Source organism: uncultured Castellaniella sp., assembly GCF_937988725.1.
Taxonomy (GTDB): domain Bacteria; phylum Pseudomonadota; class Gammaproteobacteria; order Burkholderiales; family Burkholderiaceae_B; genus Castellaniella.
Map to the genome: position 1 here is coordinate 185,197 of NZ_CALKHS010000008.1, position 19,758 is coordinate 204,954.

The 19,758-nt window shown below is 61.8% G+C and carries 18 protein-coding genes; 8 read left to right on the forward strand and 10 right to left on the reverse strand.

All coding sequences use genetic code 11. The features are described 5' to 3' along the window. Positions 1-4 precede the first annotated feature (4 nt). The 6 genes from Q0263_RS07135 (at position 5) to Q0263_RS07160 (ending at position 4,843) form a co-directional block, all read left to right on the forward strand. Complete coding sequence (locus Q0263_RS07135; protein ID WP_298014805.1) at positions 5-514, forward strand: TRAP transporter small permease; 510 nt, start codon at positions 5-7, stop codon at positions 512-514. After that, a complete protein-coding gene (locus Q0263_RS07140) occupies positions 511-1,791 on the forward strand; it encodes a TRAP transporter large permease subunit (protein WP_298014807.1) in 1,281 nt (426 codons plus the stop codon). Before Q0263_RS07135 ends, Q0263_RS07140 begins: the two co-directional genes overlap by 4 nt. 23 nt (positions 1,792-1,814) lie before the next feature. Next, a complete protein-coding gene (locus Q0263_RS07145; RefSeq protein ID WP_298014808.1) occupies positions 1,815-2,831 on the forward strand; it encodes a TRAP transporter substrate-binding protein in 1,017 nt (338 codons plus the stop codon). A gap of 73 nt (positions 2,832-2,904) precedes the next feature. Further along, positions 2,905-3,351 carry a type II 3-dehydroquinate dehydratase gene (gene aroQ / locus Q0263_RS07150; RefSeq protein ID WP_298014810.1) on the forward strand — a complete coding sequence of 149 codons (447 nt, stop codon included), beginning with the start codon at positions 2,905-2,907 and terminating at the stop codon, positions 3,349-3,351. Then, positions 3,344-3,997, forward strand: a complete 654-nt coding sequence (locus Q0263_RS07155) for a TetR family transcriptional regulator (protein ID WP_298014812.1) — start codon at positions 3,344-3,346, stop codon at positions 3,995-3,997. The genes aroQ and Q0263_RS07155 overlap by 8 nt, the downstream gene beginning before the upstream one ends. A 39-nt stretch (positions 3,998-4,036) precedes the next feature. Next, positions 4,037-4,843 (forward strand): sugar phosphate isomerase/epimerase, encoded by an 807-nt coding sequence (locus tag Q0263_RS07160; protein ID WP_298014814.1) that lies wholly within the window; start codon positions 4,037-4,039, stop codon positions 4,841-4,843. A gap of 77 nt (positions 4,844-4,920) precedes the next feature. Here Q0263_RS07160 and Q0263_RS07165 read toward each other — a convergent pair whose 3' ends face one another. Genes Q0263_RS07165 through Q0263_RS07200 form a run of 8 tightly spaced genes read right to left on the reverse strand, consistent with a single transcriptional unit; the run spans position 4,921 to position 15,442 of the window. Then, positions 4,921-6,222 carry an FAD-dependent oxidoreductase gene (locus tag Q0263_RS07165; RefSeq protein ID WP_298014815.1) on the reverse strand — a complete coding sequence of 434 codons (1,302 nt, stop codon included), beginning with the start codon at positions 6,220-6,222 and terminating at the stop codon, positions 4,921-4,923. Next, entirely contained in the window at positions 6,207-8,000 is a 1,794-nt protein-coding gene (locus Q0263_RS07170) for a gamma-glutamyltransferase (RefSeq protein WP_298014817.1), read from the reverse strand. Before Q0263_RS07170 ends, Q0263_RS07165 begins: the two co-directional genes overlap by 16 nt. A 7-nt stretch (positions 8,001-8,007) precedes the next feature. Then, on the reverse strand, positions 8,008-8,649 hold the full coding sequence (locus tag Q0263_RS07175; RefSeq protein ID WP_298014818.1) for an XRE family transcriptional regulator: 642 nt from the start codon (positions 8,647-8,649) through the stop codon (positions 8,008-8,010). 25 nt (positions 8,650-8,674) lie between these two features. Beyond that, positions 8,675-9,982, reverse strand: a complete 1,308-nt coding sequence (locus tag Q0263_RS07180; RefSeq protein WP_298014819.1) for a TRAP transporter large permease subunit — start codon at positions 9,980-9,982, stop codon at positions 8,675-8,677. A 31-nt stretch (positions 9,983-10,013) separates the two neighbouring features. Beyond that, entirely contained in the window at positions 10,014-10,535 is a 522-nt protein-coding gene (locus Q0263_RS07185) for a TRAP transporter small permease (protein ID WP_298014821.1), read from the reverse strand. A gap of 30 nt (positions 10,536-10,565) precedes the next feature. After that, complete coding sequence (locus tag Q0263_RS07190) at positions 10,566-12,263, reverse strand: hydantoinase B/oxoprolinase family protein (RefSeq protein WP_298014823.1); 1,698 nt, start codon at positions 12,261-12,263, stop codon at positions 10,566-10,568. Beyond that, positions 12,260-14,287 carry a hydantoinase/oxoprolinase family protein gene (locus tag Q0263_RS07195; protein WP_298014824.1) on the reverse strand — a complete coding sequence of 676 codons (2,028 nt, stop codon included), beginning with the start codon at positions 14,285-14,287 and terminating at the stop codon, positions 12,260-12,262. The genes Q0263_RS07190 and Q0263_RS07195 overlap by 4 nt, the downstream gene beginning before the upstream one ends. A 24-nt stretch (positions 14,288-14,311) precedes the next feature. Then, the gene (locus Q0263_RS07200) at positions 14,312-15,442 is read right to left on the reverse strand and encodes a C4-dicarboxylate TRAP transporter substrate-binding protein (protein WP_298014826.1); all 1,131 of its coding nucleotides are present in this window, start codon (positions 15,440-15,442) and stop codon (positions 14,312-14,314) included. Between the two features lie 236 nt (positions 15,443-15,678). Between Q0263_RS07200 and Q0263_RS07205 the strand changes: the two genes are divergently transcribed. Next, a complete protein-coding gene (locus Q0263_RS07205) occupies positions 15,679-16,599 on the forward strand; it encodes a DMT family transporter (RefSeq protein WP_298014828.1) in 921 nt (306 codons plus the stop codon). A 43-nt stretch (positions 16,600-16,642) separates the two neighbouring features. On the opposite strand, the gene aroE is transcribed toward Q0263_RS07205, so the two are convergent. Then, positions 16,643-17,461 (reverse strand): shikimate dehydrogenase, encoded by an 819-nt coding sequence (gene aroE / locus Q0263_RS07210; protein ID WP_298014830.1) that lies wholly within the window; start codon positions 17,459-17,461, stop codon positions 16,643-16,645. Between the two features lie 73 nt (positions 17,462-17,534). Continuing rightward, positions 17,535-18,452 (reverse strand): LysR substrate-binding domain-containing protein, encoded by a 918-nt coding sequence (locus Q0263_RS07215; protein ID WP_298014832.1) that lies wholly within the window; start codon positions 18,450-18,452, stop codon positions 17,535-17,537. Between the two features lie 107 nt (positions 18,453-18,559). Between Q0263_RS07215 and Q0263_RS07220 the strand changes: the two genes are divergently transcribed. Continuing rightward, positions 18,560-19,726 carry a mandelate racemase/muconate lactonizing enzyme family protein gene (locus tag Q0263_RS07220; protein ID WP_298014958.1) on the forward strand — a complete coding sequence of 389 codons (1,167 nt, stop codon included), beginning with the start codon at positions 18,560-18,562 and terminating at the stop codon, positions 19,724-19,726. The last annotated feature ends 32 nt before the right edge of the window (positions 19,727-19,758 follow it).

Consider the following 19,758-nt stretch of genomic DNA (forward strand, 5'->3'; position numbering starts at 1 on the left):
CATCTTGAACGGGATTATCGAACGCTTCACCAGGTTTCTGCAGTGCCTGATCGCCATCATGCTGATGATCATGGTGGTCCTCGTGTTCGGGAACGTCGTGCTGCGATACGGCTTCAACTCGGGGATCATCGTCTCCGAGGAAGTCTCCCGCATGCTGTTCATCTGGGTGACCTTCCTGGGCAGCGTGGTCGCCATGCGCGAAAACGCCCACCTGGGGTCGAACTTCATCGTCAACGCGATGGGGCCCGCCGGGCGGCGCATCAGCTTGCTCGTCGGCCGGCTGATCATGCTCTATCTGTGCTGGATGATCTTCCGCGGCGCCCTGACCCAGACCGAAATCAACCTGTCCGTGCCCGCCCCCATCACCGGCATGTCGATGGGCGTGTTCTATTCCAGCGGCATCGTGTTCAGCGCGCTGGGCGCGCTGATCCTGCTGTGCGACCTGGTCAGGCTCGCCACGGCGCCCGCCGGGGACGTGGACCGGTTCCTGGACAACTCCGGAGAACAGGCATGATCCTCACGACCTTCCTCGTCGCGCTGCTGGGTTCGATGGCCATCGGCATCCCCATCGCCTTCGCGCTGATGGTCTCGGCCGCCGCCCTGATGTGGCAGCTGGACATGTTCGACGCCCAGATCCTGGCGCAAAACCTGATCAACGGGGCCAACAGCTTTCCGCTGCTGGCGGTGCCCTTCTTCATGCTGGCGGGCGAGATCATGACCGTGGGCGGGCTGTCGCGGCGCATCGTGAACTTCGCCCTGGTCCTGGTCGGCCACGTCAGGGGCGGGCTGGGCTACGTCACCATCATCACCGCGTGCCTGATGGCCGCCCTGTCCGGCTCGGCCGTGGCCGACGCCGCCGCCATGACGGCGCTGCTGCTGCCCATGATGGTCGCGGCCGGCCACGACAAGAAGCAGGCCGCGGGGCTCATCGCCTCGGCCGGCATCATCGCGCCGGTGATCCCGCCCAGCATCGGGCTGATCATCTTCGGCGTGTCGGCCAACGTCTCGATCTCCAAGCTCTTCCTGGCCGGGATCTTCCCCGGGCTGCTGATGGGCGCCGCGCTGTGGTTCACGTGGGCCTGGCTGATGCGCCGGGAAAAGAACCTGACGCCCGCTCCCCGCAAGACCCTGCGCGAGGTCCTGCGGGCCGCGCGCGAAGGCATCTGGGCGCTGGGCATGCCGGTCATCATCGTCGTCGGTCTGCGCTTCGGCATCTTCACCCCCACCGAGGCGGCCGTGGTGGCGGCCGTGTACGCCCTGTTCGTCTCCACGGTGATCTACCGGGAAATGTCCTGGAAGGACCTCTATCGGGTCTTCTACAACTCGGCCAAGGTCAGCGCCATCATCATGCTGCTGGTGGCCGCCGCCATGGTCAGCGCGTGGCTCATCACGGTGGCCGGGCTGCCCGACCGCATGGTGGACCTGCTCGAACCGCTGATCGACAACCCGATGCTGCTCATGATCGTCGCCATGGTCCTGGTCGTGCTGATCGGCACGGCCATGGACATGACGCCCACCATCCTGATCCTGACGCCTGTCCTGATGCCCGCCGTGAAGGCCGCCGGCATCGATCCGGTGTACTTCGGCGTGCTCTTCATCATCAACAACGCCATCGGCCTCATCACGCCGCCCGTCGGCACGGTGCTCAACACCGTGGCCGGCGTCGGCCGCCTCAGCATGGACGACACGGTCAGGGGCGCCCTGCCGTTCCTGATCGCGCAACTCGTCATCCTGGCGCTGCTGGTGCTGTTCCCCGAGCTGGTTCTCGTTCCCGCCCACTGGCTTTACTAGTCTGATAATCAAAGGAGACAAGCATGAAACGACGTTTATTCCTCGGCACCGCCGTCGCCATGGCGCTGGGCCTCTCGTCCCTGGCGCCGGCCCACGCCGCCGACATCCGCGAACACTCGATCAAGTTCGCCTCGCAGAACAACAAGGGCCATCCCCAGGTCATGGGCATGCAGAAGTTCGCCGACCTGGTCGCGCAGAAATCCGGCAACAAGATCCGGGTGCGCCTGTTCCCCGGGGGCGTGCTGGGGGGCGACCTGGAAACCGTGTCGGCGCTGCAGGGGGGCACCATCGAGATGACGGTCCTCAACTCGGGCATCCTGCAGGCCCAGGTCAAGGACTTCGCCGCCTACGACTTCCCCTTCCTGTTCAACAACGACAAGGAAGTGGACGCCCTGGTGGACGGGCCTTTCGGCCAGGCGCTGCACCAGAAGCTGCAGGCCAAGGGCCTGGTGGGCCTGGCGTATTTCGACCTGGGCTTTCGCAACATCACCAACGGCAAGCATCCCATCAACAAGCCCGCGGACATCGCGGGCCTGAAGCTGCGCGTGATCCAGTCGCCCATCTACGTGGACGTCTTCAAGGCCCTGGGCGCCAATCCGACCCCGCTGGCCTGGCCCGAGGTCTACAACGCCCTGGAACAAGGCGCCGTGGACGGCCAGGAAAACCCCTTCACGGTGATCCTGAACGCCAAGCTCGACGAAGTGCAGAAGTACCTGGCCATCACGCGCCACATCTACAACCCCCAGTCCGTTATCATCAGCAAGAAGTTCTGGGACACGCTCAATCCTGACGAGCAGAAGCTGATCCAGGATGCCGCCGCCGAAGCGGCCGTCTATCAGCGCAAGGTCTCCCGCGACGCCGCCGCCACCGCGCTGGAAACCCTGAAGAAGCACGGCATGCAGGTCACGGAGATGTCACCGGATGATTTGAACAAGATGCGCGAAATGGTCAAACCTGTCGTAGACAAATACTCGAAAGAGGTCGGCGAAGAAACCACGAAGGCCTTGTATTCCCAGCTGGACAAGATTCGCCAGCCATAGCGGCGCCCATCGGGTGCGGGCCGGCCTGCCGCCCGCCCGCATCCGGATTTCCCCACTCACTGGACATGCATTCATGAAATTCCTCGTTCTGCACGGCATCAACCTCAACATGTTCGGCAAGCGCGATCCCGGGCAATACGGCACGATCACGCTGGAACAGATCGACGCCCGCCTGGCCCGGCGCGCCGAGGAACTCGGCGTCGAGGTCGAAACCTACCAGAGCAACTGCGAAGGCGCCTTCTGCGAACGCATCCACCGGGCGCGCGACGAAGGCATCGCCGGCGTCGTGATCAACGCGGGCGCCTGGACCCATTACAGCTACGGCATCCGGGACGCGCTGGCCATCCTGTCCGTACCCGTCGTCGAAACCCACATGTCCAACATCCACGCCCGCGAAGCGTTCCGCCACCAGTCCGTCCTGGCCGAAGTCTGTCTGGGCCAGATCGCCGGCTTCGGCGTGGACAGCTATCTGCTGGCGCTGCAGGCCGCCGTGTCGGCCGCAAAGGCTCAAGATGCATGACACCGCCATCACGTCCGGGGCGGGGAGCGGCCGCGCCAATGACCCGGTCGCGACCCGCCGCAACATCCTGGAAGTCGCCATCCGGGAATTCGCCAAGAAAGGGCTGGCGGGGGCCCGGATCGACGAAATCGCCGAACAGACGTCCGCCAGCAAGCGGATGATCTACTACTACTTCAAGAGCAAGCAGGGCCTGTACCTGGCGGCTCTGGAAGAGTCCTACCGCAACATCCGGGACATCGAAAGCACGCTGCACCTGGAAAGCCTGCCCCCCGACCAGGCCATGCGCACGCTGGTGGGATTCACCTTCGACTACCAGTCCCAGAACACCGATTTCGTGCGACTGGTCATGAACGAAAACATGCACAACGGCCACTACCTGGCGCAATCGGCCACGATCAAGGACCTGAACATCCCCGCCATCGCCGGGATCCGGGGCATCTACGCGCGCGGCTGCGAACAGGGCCTGTTCCGCAAGAACCTGGACCCCATCGACATCCACGCCTCCATCAGCGCGCTGTGCTTCTTCAACGTGGCCAACCAGCACACCTTTTCCCTGATCTTCCGGCGCAACGTGATGGACCCGGAGATCTACGCGCAGCGACGCGCCAACGTCATCGACATGGTGTTGCGCTACATGCTGGCATAACCCTGCCCACACCGCCTTTCCGCTATCGGATGGATCGACATGTCTCGCCGCTTTTCTCTTGCCCACCTGACCGCACTGAACCTGACACCGCCCGCCCTGGTGGACACCGCCGCCCAGGCCGGCTACCAGGCCTGCGGGCTGCGGCTGCTGCCCTTCACCTTCGGGGGCGTCGCCTATCGCCTGATGGACGATCCGCTGCTGCTGGAGGAAACCCTTGCGCGCATGCGGGATACCGGCATCCAGATCCAGGACATCGAAATCCTGCGCCTGAACGAAACCTTCAAGGCCAGCCCCTACCAGTCCTTCTTCGAAGTCGGGCAGCGGCTGGGCGCGAAACACATTCTGGTGGCCGGTGAGGACACGGACAGAAACCGCCTGGTCGACTCATTCGCCCGCCTCTGCGAAGCATGCAAGCCGTATGGACTCACGGCCAACGTCGAATTCATGCCCTGGCTGGCCATCAACGACCTGAGCACCGCCCGCGCGCTCGTCGAAGCCGCCGGACAGGACAACGGCGGCGTGCTGGTCGACCCCCTGCATTTCGCCCGATCCGGCAGCACGCTGGACCAACTGGCGGACCTTCCCGCCACAATGGCGCACTACGCGCAGATCTGCGACGCGCCCGCGGAGCTGCCGACCGACACGGCGGAACTGATCCACCTGTCCAGATCCGCGCGCCTGGCGCCCGGCGAAGGCGGCATCCCGCTCAAGGCGATCTTCCAGCGGCTGCCTCAGGGCGTCCCCATCGGCGTGGAAATCCCCAACGAGCACCAGTCCCGGCTGCTGGGCCACACCGCCTGGGCCCGGTACTGCCTGGAGGCATCGCAGCGGTTTTTCGAGCAATAGGGCGCTAAAAAGGCAAGCCGCCCGGCTCTGCGCGCTGCACTATCTGAAAACAAGCATATTCCTGCAGCGATCCCGGATCAGGAAAGCGCGTCCAGGAATCGATACCACATGACACCGGCCACCATATAGAGCTGCTGCAACTGATGCAAAGGAATCGTCCGCACAGGAGTGACGGGGAAGAGGACGCGGAAACCTTCTCCGGAGGCCAGGCTGGCCGCCATCAGCTTGCCCATGGTGGTGGCCATCGCAATACCCCGGCCGTTGTAGCCCAAGGCAATGGTCAACCCCTTCTCTGGCTCATGTACATGCGGCATGAAGTCCGCAGTAATGGCAATCCGACCATGCCAGCGATAGTCATAACCGATGCCTTTGAGTACCGGGAACATGAGTTCCAGGGCGCGTTCCACATGAGACCATTCCGCGGTACTGACTGGATGGCGTACGGGCCCCCGCCCACCCAGCACCAATCGCCCCTCGTGATCCCGCCGAAAGTAAACGAGCAGCCGACGAGAGTCGGAAGTGACCTCCCCGCCAGCAAGGATCCTGTCAGCCTCTCCCTGCAGAGGCGACGTGGCGACCACAAAACTTTGTGCGCTTAATATTGTCTTGCGCAAACCAGGCCACAGATCGTCTGTATACCCATTCGTCGCAATCAATACCTTCGACCCCTTGACGGTACATCCGCCGTCGGTGTGCGCGCACCATTGCTCGCCGACCTTCTCAAGGCGAGTCACGCGAGTTCGGCTGAAAATCCGCGCGCCATTGGAATGAGCGGCACGCGCCAGCCCCAAAGCATAGGCCAGGGGCTGGACGCTTCCCGCCCGGTAGTCCACCCATCCTCCGACGAATTTTCCATAGCCGATGCGTTGCTCAACTTCCGTAGCATCCAGCAGCGCCACTTTCGCTCCTCTTCGGGCCCACTCTTCGCAGCGTCGCTGGACAATCCGAAAGACCTGCTCCGAATGCGCGGTCTGTATCCACCCCTTGCGCACCGGATCACACAGGATCCGATACTTCCGTATAAGGTCAAACACGACGTCTGCTGCGCCACCAGCCAGTTCGACGACTGATTCGCCCAAATCACCCAAGCGCCGAGACAACTCGTCGGGATCGTATTTCAATCCTGGTATGACTTGGCCGCCATTCCTGCCCGATGCCCCCCAACCAGGCTGCTCCGCCTCCAAGACGACGACGTCGACCCCCATCTCGGCCAAGTGCAAGGCAGTGGACAGTCCGGTATACCCCGCACCAACGACGATCACACGCGTTTCGCACGATTCTGAAAGAGCGGGGCAGACAAAAGCCTCTTTGGATGTAGCCTTCCATAAGGACGGAGGCCAGGGCTTGTCAGAATAAGCGCGAGTCAGTTCAACGCCCATGCATAGGCCTCACTGAAAGGGTCCGCCGCAGCGTACGCTCGCCCGTCTCTGAACAAGGACAGGTTGGGCCGGGCGAGTTCATACCCGTACCCCTGATGCTGCTCCCCCACGATGCCGACAGGCCCAAACAGCGTCTCCAGTTCCGGGGCCATGCTTTGCAGTCTCTCGGACATCAGCAAACCATTGCCACTGGTGTCGATCCGAGGGGCCAACAGCGCCTCGGCGGGAGACATGCCATGCTCGACAAGGTTCAGGATGACCTGAACTACGGCATCAATGATGCGCCTGCCGCCCGGCGCCCCCAAGGCTGCATACGGCTTGCCCGCTCGGCTCAGCAGCACAGGCCCCATGTTGGCGAGCGGTCGTTTACCGCCCGCAATGCTATTGGCCGCCCCTGGCAAGGCGTTGAACCAGCCCATAGTGGCATCCAGCAGAAACCCCGTCCTGGGGCACACCACTTTCGCCCCGCAATGATTAGCCGCCGTGTGCGTGAGCGAAACGCTCATTCCGTTCCGGTCGGTGACCGAGATATGGGTAGTACCGCTGGGCGGCTCCGTGGCCCCCGCTGGCCGCCACGGGGCGCCCCTGGCTGCCCCACTCGCCTCGTACGTCCAGGGATCGTGAGCCGCCTCGCGGGAAAAGTAATTCCAGGGGGCCTGACCGGTTCCCAAGCTGCGAGGCGGTGCTTCGCCCGAGCGAATCAGACCGGCAACCTTCCGCGCATATCCATCCGAGAGCAGCCCGGAAGTCGGCACACTGACGAAATCAGGATCACCCAGCCAGTGATAGCGGTCAGCGAACGCGTGCCAACTGGCCTGAGCCAGCATGGACACATGCTCCATCTCGTTTCGATCAGGCGCCTTGTCAGGGAAGAGGGCCAACCAGAGCTGCAGTATCTGCAGCTCCGTAACCCCCCCGCACGGCGCCCGGGGTGCATGAACCTGATAGTCTCGAAAATCCAGGCTATGAGGCGGCACAACCACGGCCTTGGCCCCTACAAGATCCTCATGACTCAAGAGGCCGCCCAGATCCCGGTGGGTTTCCAGCAACAGGCGGCCTACCCCACCACCATAGAAAGCCCCGACACCCTCAGCCGCAATCCGCTCCAGCGAACGTGCCAGTGCCCCCTGTCTCACAAGGCAGGAGGTGCCCAAGCTGGCCTGGCCCAGATGCGCGATCGACGGGGGCGAGCCACCGGGCAGGAACAGCCGCCTGGCGCCTTCGTCCAGACGGATGGCTTCAATGTTGGCCAACACTTCCAATGCCAGGTATGGACTGGCCGAGAAGCCGTCCGCCGCTGCCTGAATGGCCGGCCGGCACAGCGCCGACCAGGGCAGCATGCCGAATCGCTCATGCGCCGCAGCCAGTCCCGCCAAAGTCATGGGCACCCCCGCCGCGCGGATGCCCTGCACGTTTTCATCACCGACCACGACGGAAATTCCCAGGCCACGATCAATGTCACGCGTGCGATCGATCGTGAACATGTCTGGAGCGGCAGCCCGGGGCGCACGAGGACCGAACTCGACACTGCTGACTTCCCCCGTCGGCAGTCCCACTAGAAGGAAGCCGGAGCCGGCCAGCGTGGTTTCCATGGGCTCGATGACGCCGGCGACCAATGCCGCCGACACCGCCGCATCGACTGCGTTACCACCCTGCTCCAGGGCATGCACAGCGGCCCGTACCGTCGCCTCCCGGGCGGCGGCGACCACGCCGCCGGCACCAACGACCTCCGTCCTGGTAATGATCTGTGCTGACTTGCTGCAAGCGACGGATGCCATGTTTGCCTCAATAGAGCGCTGGAGTGGTTGCCCAGATGACCTCACAATCCGTATCCCCGATTGCCCAGAACCGGTACTGCGAACTGGCCCTGAAGGCGAACGAGTCGTCCTTTTTCACGATATGCTCCTGGCCGTCGATTTCAAGGCCAAGGCATCCGGACAGAACCGTCCCGCATTTGGCACCCGTGGGGTGCTGGGCGGGGCTATTGCCAGACTTGCCTCCAGGGTGGAGAACGAACCGCATCAGCTGAATTTCATTGATCTCATCTGGCGAAAGAATGTCCTTGGTCATGCCACCTGCGCCCAGGTCCATTCTTCGACGCTGCGAACGCCGCACGATATAAGGCTCGTGAGGCTCATCGCCATTTCCCTGGCCATGGCTGAACAGCCAGGATATGGGCATCTCCAGGGCCTCGCTGACCTGTAGCAGAGACTTGAGGGACGGCGAGGATATGCCACGCTCAATCTGGCTAAGCAGCCCAATGGAAACACCAGCCTTGGCCGATACTTCCCTGAGCGACAGACGCTTGACCTTGCGTCTCTGCCTAAGCCGCTTGCCAATCCCGGTCGCCAGCGCCTGCTCGCCCAAAGGCGCAAGCGGATCCGCTACGCTCACTGCACCATTCGACAATTCTGCCAGCTGTTTCATATGTCACCACAAGATATGCCAACCATCATTTCATCATCATTGGTATAACCAGGGAAATCGACGGGAAAGCAACCAGCAGGGCCAGGGTCAGCAAGTCCGTTACCACGAACCATCCGACGCCGCGAAAGATCGTCGTCAAACTCACCAGATTTCCAAGCGCACTCTTGGTGACATAGACGTTCAGGCCCACTGGCGGCGTGACCAGGCCAAGCTCCAGCAGCTTGATCAGTATGATCCCGAACCAGATCAGATCCATGCCGGCGTCATTCGCCAGAGGCAGGATGATTGGCATCGTCAACAGCAGCAAGCCGATGGAATCCAGGAAACACCCGAGTATCAGATACAGGATCACAATGGCGAAGATCACGGACAACTGACCTCCGCCAAAGCCCATGAACCATTGCGTGATGAACGTGGGGACCCCGCTGAGCGCCATGAATTTGCCAAGCAGAACCGTACCAATCACCACCATGAAAATGCTCGCAGTGCCAGACAGCGTGAGCACAACTGAATCCAGCAATATTTTCCACGACATGGATCTACGGATGATGGCCAGAATGAACGTCAACGCTGCGCCAACCGCTCCCGCTTGCGTTGGCGTGAATACACCAACGAAAATTCCCAACAAAACCGCAATAATGAGCACTGGCAAAGGCCAGACCTGCTTCAGGGAGTCAAGCTTTTCCTTTCTAGAGAAGGATTCGTTCAAGCTCGGCGCCAGGCTGGGTTTGAGCTTCACCCTGACAATGATCATGGCGGCGAACATGAGTGCGGACAGAATCCCCGGCAGAAACCCCGCCATGAAGACCTTTGCGACAGATATTTCGGCCACATACCCGTAAAGAATCATCAGGATGCTGGGCGGGATCAGCGACCCCAGGGTTCCAGCGGACGCCACCACCCCACTTGCCAGGCCGGGGTCGTACTTGTAGCGCAACATCTCGGGGGTGGCGATCCGCGCAAAGGCAGCCGATACCGCGACGCTGGACCCAGAAGCTGCCGATAACAGCCCGCACGCACCAACGCTGGCTACAGCAAGCCCTCCTGGCAACCAGGAGAGGAAAATGCGAGCCGCGCTAAACAATCCCATGGACAGTTTTGAGGAACCAGCAACATATCCCATTAATAAAAACATGGGGATGGCCGTAAGATTCCAATCACCCACGAAATTGAACGGCACAGCGGTAACCATCCCCCAAGCCGCATTTACATTCAATATGTGCGCGATGCCAATAAAAGACACCGTGCCAAGCGCGACGCCAATAGGGACGCGCAGGCCAACTAGCGCCAAGCCTGCAACGAGCCCGATGAAACCTATCGTGACGTTGTCCATGAGAATCTATCCGCCTGCTGTCAGTGCTTTTCTAAACAATGTCTACGTCAGGAGATTCGGGAGCAGGATCGAAGTCGGCCTCCGTCACTGCCCTCCACATGTTGTGCAAAACGGCCAACAAGATCGCCGTGAAGCCAATCGGCAATGACATTTTTGCGGGCCATATCGTCACATAAACAGAACCCATGATCACTTCATCGATCTGGTACGAGTCAATGGCATCGAGCGCGGTTTGCCAAGCCAGGACCCCAAAGAAAAAGCAGGAGACCAGCCCCCCAAACACGTAGATGCCGCGTTGCAAAGTTCTCGGCAGGATGCGCACCAGCAGGTCCGCGCTGATATGCTCATGGCGGAGCTCGACATAGGCTAGCGGCAGGAATACCACTAATACCATGTGGTAGGCGGAGATGATTTCCAGGTTTCCTTCTATGGGCGCCCCAAACAGGTTGTCCAGCACCACATCGACCGTCGTTTGGATCATCATCAGCGTCAGACTGACCGCAGCCAACAGCATCAGAATAAAAGCAAGCTTATGGATCGCTTTGGCAATCATATGTGGCAACTCCTTCGATCTACCGTGCACTCAGTGATAAAGGGTTCTCGCCGCCTCTGCACTGATATAGCCATCGCGCACGTCCTTCTCTATCGCAGCCTTATCTCTTTCCGCAACGGGCCCGTATCCGCCCCCGCCGGCGGTGTAGATCGTGACGATATCCCCCTTTTGCAGGGTGCGGCCATCCTTGCTCTTGAGCGGAATCTTCTTGCCCGCACGGAGAATTTCGCCCGACCCCGAACGGCCATCAGCCCCACCGAACAGGCCATAAGGCGGGATGCGAAACCGGTCCGCGTACATGGCGAAATTGACGTTGTCTTTCAGGATCTCGAAGCTGCGGTAGAAACCGAGGCCGCCGCGATGCCGGCCTTCGCCCGCCGAATCCTGGATGAGGCCATACCCGACGATGCGGAAATGATCGAAGTCCATGTCCGTTGCCTCTACAGGCGTATTGGTACAGTTCGAGAGGGGCGAGTCCACGGCATCGCACCCGTCTTTGCGCGGTGAAGCACCAAAACCTCCACCATAAACCTCCAGGTAGACCTTGTACTTGCCATCCGCCTGATGGGAAAGAGACGTCACGAGAGTGGAATCATTTCCACCAGCGATCACCTTCGACGGCGCAGCCTGCGCCAGCGCCTTCATGACAGCGTTGAAGCAGCGGTAGCTAGCTTCCATGCGCGCTCGCACAGGGGCCGGATACCGCGGATTAACGAGCGAGCCCTCGGGAGCGCTGATCTTGATGGGGCGCTTCAACCCCTCGTTGAAAGGGATGTCCGGACTGGTCAGCGCAGACTTGATGGCCGTCAGCGCTGCGGAAATCGTGGCCGAGAAAGGAGAGTTCAGGTTTCTGGACACCTGGGGACAGGTTCCAGCGAAATCCACATCGATACCATCCTCATGTATCCGGACTGCTGCCTTGATGACTAGCGGCTCGTCCGTGACACCATCGTCGTCAACCGCATCTTCGCCATGGTATGTACCGTGTTTCAGCTCTGAAAGTGCTGTTCTGAACCGCGATTCGGAATAGGCGATCAACTCGGCCATGGCGCGATCGACCTTTTGCACTCCATACTTGCGACACAACTGCTTGACGCGCTCGGCACCGACGGCATTGGCAGCGAACTGCGCATCAAAGTCGCCAATGGTCTGGCCCGGAACTCTGATGTTGGCCGCCACCAGGCGCTTCAGCGCGCCTCGGCCCTCCCAGTCCCGGGCGTGGTTATATTTTCCAGGAGGGAAGATAAACCCTTCCGCGTGAACATCGACAGCCTCGGTCGTCAGCCCCGGATTTCCACCACCAAGGTCCAGATGGTGCGCAACGGTTCCTGCAAATGCGACGAGTTCGCCCTCGAAAAAAACAGGTGAATAGATGAAAACATCCTGCAGATGCTGGCCGCCGGAGTAGGGATCGTTGGTTATGTAGAAATCGCCTTCCTCCAGACTGTCGACCGGGTCGACTGCGGCGCAGGCTCTGAATATTTCAGACATCGGGCCCAGCTGGATCGGAATCAGCTCCGCTTGCGCAACAACATCGCCATTCCGGTCGAACAGGGCCGCAGACGCATCGGATGCTTCGCGGATGATCGTGGAATACGCTGAACGAATGAGCTTGACACCCATCTCCCGCGCGCCAGCAACCAAGCCTTGCGTGATGACCGCATAATCGACCGGGTTGAGCTTCTCGAAATCTGGCTCCAAGACTACTGTCTGGTTGGACGTTTTCATCTTTCACCTCCGCGGGTAGTCAGGATCATATTGTCGTTTTCATCACGACGCGCTTCCCAGCCGGCGGGCACAAATAGTGTGGATGTCGCATCTTCCATGAGCAACGGCCCATCAAGCACCTCTTCACGCTTGATGCTTCCTCGATCCAGCAGGATGGCTTCGCGCCACCCGGAGTCGTCATAAATAGACGTTTTCTTCCTAGGCTGCACGGGCCCATCCGGCTCGCGCAAAAGGGGGACGGACGCCAGCGGCGCCGTCAGGCCGAACCGAAAGGAGACGAACTCCACCGGTTTGTCGTCATCAGCCCCGAAAAAGAAGAGCTTCTGGTGCATGACCCCGAACAAGCGCCGCAACTGTGCATAATTCAGATTGTCCAATTCGCCGACCGGCACCTCGACCGGCACCTCAAACGCTTGGCCGACGAAACGCATGTCAATCACCAAGCTCGGCAGCAGTTCGCCCTCCAGCCCCATCTCCTTGGCCTTCGCGTGGGCTCGCTCTTCCATTTCCGTAAAAGTCCGGCGCACCACGTCGGCCGCATCGTCATCCAGCACCCCCCTACGAGTAAGGCTCTCGAATTGGATGAAGTCGCTGGCCAGCAACCCGTAGGCGGACACGACGCCCGAATTCGGCGGGACCAGAATCTTGGTAACCCCAAGATCCTCCGCCACCTGGGCGGCATGCAGAGGCCCCGCCCCGCCGAACGGAACGAGAATGTTGTCTCTGGGGTCAAGGCCTCTCTCGGTTGAGATCACCTGGATGGCGCGGACGATGTTCGCGTTGGAGATCTGGATCGCGCTGTCGGCAGCCTGCTCCAAGGACATCCCGAAGTGCTCCGCGATGGGCCGTAAGGCCTCGCGCGAACGTTCGGCGTGGATCTCCATGCGTCCGCCCAGGAAGGATTCCGGCAGGATCGTACCCCTGACGATATGAGCATCCGTGATGGTGGGCAGCGTGCCGCCCAGACCATAGCAGGCAGGTCCGGGATCGGCGCCGGCGGACTTGGGGCCCACCCGAAGCATCCCGCCATCATCGATCCAGATGATGCTCCCGCCCCCCGCGCCTACGGTATTGATGTCAAGGATGGGAATGCGCACGGGCAAGCCGTCGATCGTGAACTCATTCGTCAGTTGCGGCCTGCCCTCGGTAATCATGCAGACATCCGTAGATGTTCCACCCATATCCAAAGTGATCAGATTCATGAATCCCGAACGGGCTGCCTGCCTGGCAGCTCCCATCACACCGGCAGCCGGGCCCGACAGCAGTGCGGTGACTGCGTTTGCCCGCATCGCACTCGCAGGCAGCTTGCCTCCGTTCGACTGCATGACACTAAATCGCCCCCGAAACCCGGAAGCATCGAGTTTGTCCAAGAACCGGGAAATGTAGTCATCCATCACCGGCTGGACATAGGCTGACAAAGATGTGGTCGATGCTCGTTCGTATTCTCGGAATTCCCGCGTGATCTCGGAAGACAACGTCACGTGCATGCCTGGCAAAGCTTCCACAATGACGCTGCGCAGCAATTGCTCATGCTGAGGGTTGATATAGGCATTGAGGAGACATATGGCGACCGCCTGATACTCCCGTTGCCTCAGGTGAGGAATGAGCGTCCGACGAACAGCCTCCGGATCCAGCGCCTTCAATACGGAACCGTCAGAAAGCAACCGTTCATCGACTTCAAAGGTGTCGGAGCGCAAGACGACCGGTTCCGGCTTTGCGTATTCGAGATCGTAGATGCGCGTCCTGCCATGGCGCTGCAGCAAGAGAATATCTTTGAATCCTGCGGTTGTGATGAACGCGGTCAAAAACCCTTTGCGCTCCAGCACCGCATTGGTGGCCACGGTAGAGCCATGGGCCAGATCCGTGACCTCCGCGAGATTGATCCCGCTCGAAGCCAGGCCATTGAGGGCGCCTTCGTCCGGCCTGGCCGGGGTACTGAGCACTTTATGTACCTTGACGTTGCCGGCATCATCTATCGCCACAAGATCGGTAAAAGTACCGCCAACTTCGACACCTATGCGCATTGCATTCACCTTATGTTCCAGTCCCTACTGGCCGTAACTGTTCTCATCGACCTTGCTGTACAAGTTCTCTTTCAGCAGGGTCTTCAGGGCTTCCGGATTGTTGCGATCCACACCCTTCAACAGGCCTCCCCACTTCTCCAGTGTCTGCTCAAATCTGGTGACCAAGCCCTCAGGGTCCTTGAGGTGGAAGCGTTCCTTCCCTTCAGCGATCGCCATTGCCCGCGCATGCTCAACGAACCCTTGGGTGGATTTCTCCATCGCAGCGGTCGGTTGATAGACGGTGACTCCATGCTCAGCAGACTCGTCGATCGCCTGCTTGCCGGAAGCGATGTAGGCAAGCTCGGTCTCGACCGTCGACTCTGCGATCGTATCCAGCAGGATCCGCCGCTGCCCGGGCGTAAGGCTTCTCCACTTCTTGCCGTTCATCGCCCACTCCCAGCCAGAGAAATAGGGCCCGAGATTGACCATGTTCACGTACTTGGCCACGTCCCAGAGGGAGCGTGTCTTCAGTTCGTTCGAGCCCATGGCCGCACAATCGATCTGACCTTTATCCAGCCCAGTGAACATCTCGCTGGACGGCACATTGACCGACGATGCTCCGACGGATTTGGCCCAAGCGGCGTATACAGGGCCGGGAGTGCGCAACTTCAAGCCCTTCAGATCTCCAACATCCGCAACTTTTTTTCTACAGATCAGGTTGTAAGGAACGCTGGCATAAGCCCCCAGGAAGACGATCTTCTGTTTCTTCCACCTGGCCAGCATCTCTGGATCGTTCATGTAGAAGTCGGCGACGGCGAACGTGGTCAGCAGAGGGTCGCCAAGCCCGATGGCGAGAATGGCCAGAACGTTGTCCTCGGGAAGATCCGCCGGAGTATACGTACCTGCGTGGTAAGTGATATCCGCTATGCCATCGCGCAAGCCGCTTAAGTGGGCAACGACTGGCAGCAGCGTCGTGTCGGTGAAGACATTGATCTTCAGATCCCCCCCAGAGGCGGCATCAACTTTCTTGGCCCAAGCGATATAGCCATACTTGGTCAGTGGTTGGCTCTCGGGAAACCAGATGCTGGCATTCAATTCCGTGGTCGCCATTGCCGACTGACTCAGCCCGAGCGCCGCAGTCAGGGCCAGGGCGCCCCAAAGTTTGTAGGTGGCCATTCTCCGCTCCTCCACAGATGGATAAGATCGATGCACGTACCTTGTTAAACTGAACAAAAACCAAAAAATTTCAATTCCATTCTAATTAGCTTGGTTTTTTTCAAAATTAGTGAAATCCCTGGTATGCAGTCCGCCCGAGTTCACGCAAAGTACCGTCTGGAGGCTTGGCGCGGGGCCTCCCTCTCAGGGCGCCCCTCCTCGCCACGAGCAGCTTGGTCAAAAAGTCCGTACCCATCATGCCCAACAAATTCTTGCGCAACGGAACCGGTCCGGCGGCGCTGCTGACCGTCTATTTCCTGATCGTCGTCGTATCCTGGGGGATCAACTATCCACTGACAAAGCTGGCCCTTCGAGACATCGCGCCGCTTAGCTTCTCGGCACTACGCCTGCTCGGAGGAGCGTTGTTCGTGGCGATCATCCTCTGGGCGTCACGTGCCGGCAAAATGCTCCCCCCACGGCACGAAAGAGCCCGGCTGGCGGCTATCAGCGTCATGCAATTCGTCAGCGTCGTCGGTTTTTCGGGAATCGCCCTGTTGTTTCTACCTGCGGGTCGGACCGTCGCTGCCATCTACAGCATGCCCCTATGGGCCGCCGTGCTGGACGCCCTGATCATGAAAGTGCGACTCAGCCGCATCCAGTACGCCGGCATTTCGGTCAGCCTCTGCGGCATCGTCCTGTTTCTGCAGCCATCGGTCATCGATTGGAACGCGCCCGGCACCACCACAGGGACACTGCTTGTCCTGACAGCAGCAATGCTGTGGGGCCTGGGTGCCGTGCTCTACAGGGGGCGCCCGCTGTCAGCCTCGCTGCTCAGCCAGACGCTCTGGCAATTACTTGCTTCGGGAATCGTTCTGGCCCTGGGGGCAGTGATCTTCGAGCGCCCTCTGGCTATCGACCTCACCCTTCAGCTCGCGCTGATACTGCTGTGGAACTGGATAGTTCCCACAGCAGCGGCCGTCTGGGCATGGAGCCAAATCCTGTACAAGATCCCCGCATCCATCGCCGGCCAGTTCCTGATGGCGACTCCGTTCGTTGGGATAGCCGCCAGCGCGATCATTTTCGACGAGCAACTGTCATCGGCCTTCACCAGCAGCGCGATCCTGATTGTCGCAGGCGGAACGCTGACGCTCATGACCGCACGAAGCACCAAGCCGTAGCCAGCGGCGATCCGTCATCTGCCAGCACTGCTGGCCGCGAAGCTTAACCGGGAAATGCCGATTTCAGCTGAGCCATCGTCCGAGCGACATCCGGCATGACGCCGCGCCAGATCCGGAAGGATTCCGCCGCCTGCCCCACCAGCATGCCCAGGCCGTCGGCCACCGCCGCCCCCTGCGCTCGGGCGTCCGCCATGAACGGCGTCTCGCGCCCATACACCATCTCGTAGGCCAGCGCCCCCGGCGCGTACAGGCCCTGGCCCAGATCCAGGGCGCAGTCGGACAGGCCCGTCGACGTCGCATTGATGACGACGTCGAACCGCCCGCCGCGCGCCGCCGGCAGGCCGCCCGCCGCGACCGGATGGGCATCCTGCCAGGGTTCGGCCAGGGCGCGGGCTTTTTCTTCGCTGCGATTGACGATCAGCAGGCTGGCCGGGCCGGCCTGCAGCACCGGCAGCAGGACGCCGCGCGCCGCGCCGCCCGCCCCGACGATCAGGACGCGCCGGCCCGCCAGCGGCATGCCCAGACGGTTCTGGATATCGAAGACCAGCCCGAAGCCGTCCGTGTTGTCGCCCACGATGCCGTCCGGCATGAAGCTCAGGGTGTTCACCGCCTGGGCGGCCCGCGCCCGGTCGCTGAGGCGATCGGACAGGGCCAGGGCGTCCAGCTTGAATGGCGCGGTGACGTTCATGCCCCGGCCGCCGGCGGTCGCGAAATCCCGCACCGTCCGTTCGAAGTCGCCGGGTTCGGCCAGCAGGGCCTCGTAGCGGATGTCATGGCCGAACTGCCGGGCGAAGGCCGCATGGATGATGGGCGATTTGGACTGGGCAATCGGATTGCCGATGACGGCGTAACGGTCGGTCATGGAGTGTCGGCGCGGCGGCGGAAAAGGTCTTAGCGTAACAAATAAAGCACGGGACGCGAGCGGACGGCCCCGCTCAGTCCGCGCGATCGGCCTGGCGGGACAGCGCGAGCCCCGATTCCCAGAGCGCTTCGGCCGCCCTCCCCGCCAGATCCCGTTCCCGGTACAGCCGGATCGCGACGGGAATGCTCCAGTCCCGGGCCGCCGCGGCCACCAGCAGGCCGCCGGCAAGGTCCTCTTCCACCAGGGTTCGCGGCAGCCAGGCGACGCCCCGCCCATCGAGCGCCATGGTGCGCAGCACCGAGGCGAGATGCGCGGTGAAGACCACACGCGCGGCGCCCCTGCGCAGGCGCGCGCCCAGCCGCGCCTGAAGAATCCGCCCCAGGCCCGATTCCTCGCTGTACCGAAGGATGGGCACGGCCGCCCCCGCGTCCAGCGAATGCAGCGGGCCGCCGCGCGGATCGGGCGCGGACACCGGGATCAGCACGTCGTCGCCCACGTGCGCCGACAGGTATGCATCCGAATCGAGCGCGCCCCGGACCTTGGGATGCGCATGGCTCAGGACGAACTGCGCCTTCCCCTGCTGCATCAGGACCTCGCAGCGCTGCAGAACGTCGGACATCAGCTGGATCGGCCCGATGGGAGCGCCCGATTCGAGGCCGCGCAGCCAGCGGGGCAGGAAGGTCAGCGACAGCGCATGGGTGGACGCCAGGCGCAGGGTCGCGGCGCTGGTCTCGGCCACCCGTCTCGCATCGCCGGGCACCCGGGCCACGCGCGCCAGCAGCTCCTGCGCCTCGCCCCGGAACCACTCGCCGGCTTCGGTCAGGCGGGCCGGCTGCGTGCCGCGATCGACCAGGTCGGCTCCCACCCAGGCTTCCAGCGCCCGGATACGGCGGCTGAACGCCGGCTGGGAACTGTGCCTGGTCTCCGCCGCCCGCGAAAAACTGCCCGTCGCGGCCAGCGCCAGGAAATCCTCGAGCCAGATGAAGTTCATGGGCGGTTCGTCCCGTGCATAGCGTCAGTCGAATTGAACATTGGCCGGCCAGGCCGGAACATCCGATTATGTCATTGTTCAACACCCATCCCCGGACCCCCACCGCCATGAAGATCATCGACATCCGCGAAAAGACCGTTCCCATCAGCTCCTCCATCCGCAACGCCTACATCGACTTCAGCAAGATGACGCTGAGCGTGGTGGCCGTCGTCACCGACGTCATCCGCGACGGCAAGCCGGTCGTGGGCTACGGCTTCAATTCCAACGGCCGCTACGGCCAGGGCGCCGTGATGCGCGAGCGCTTCATCCCGCGCGTGCTCGCCGCCGCGCCCGAATCCCTGATCGACGACGCCGGCACGAACCTCGATCCGCACAAGATCTGGAAAACGATGTTCACGAACGAAAAGCCTGGCGGCCACGGCGAGCGCTCGGTGGCGATCGGCACCATCGACATGGCGGTCTGGGACGCGGTGGCGAAAATCGAAGGCAAGCCGCTGTACCAACTGCTGGCGGACCGCTACGGCGACGGCGCGCCCAACCGCAAGATCTTCGTCTACGCGGCCGGCGGCTACTACTACCCCGGCCAGGACTACGGGAAGCTGCAGGACGAGATGCGCAGCTACATCGACCGCGGCTACACCGTGGTCAAGAAGAAGATCGGCGGCGCTTCGCTGGACGAGGACCTGCGCCGCATCGACGCCATCATGGAAGTCCTGCAGGACGGCCAGAAGCTGTGCGTGGACGCCAACGGCCGCTTCGATCTGGAAACCGCCATCGCCTACGCCAAGGCCCTGTCGCAGTACGACCTGTTCTGGTACGAAGAGCCGGGGGATCCGCTGGACTTCGAGCTCCAGGCGGCGCTGCGCAGTTTCTACAAGAATCCCATGGCCACCGGCGAGGACCTGTTCTCGATGCAGGACGCGCGCAACCTGATCCGCTACGGCGGCATGCGCCCCGACCGCGACTGGCTGCAGTTCGACTGCGCGCTCAGCTACGGCCTGGTCGAATACCTGCGCACGCTGGACATGCTGAAGGAACATGGCTGGTCGGCCAGCCGCTGCATCCCGCACGGCGGCCACCAGATGTCGCTGAACATCGCCGCCGGCCTGGGCCTGGGCGGCAACGAGTCCTACCCCGACCTGTTCCAGCCCTATGGCGGCTTCCCCGACGGAGTGAAGGTCGAGAACGGCTTCGTGACGCTGCCCGAACTGCCCGGCATCGGCTTCGAGGGCAAGGCCGATCTGTACCGCGAACTGCGGACCCTGCTGGACTGATCTCTGGCCGGGCGCTCCGCGCCCGACGGCAA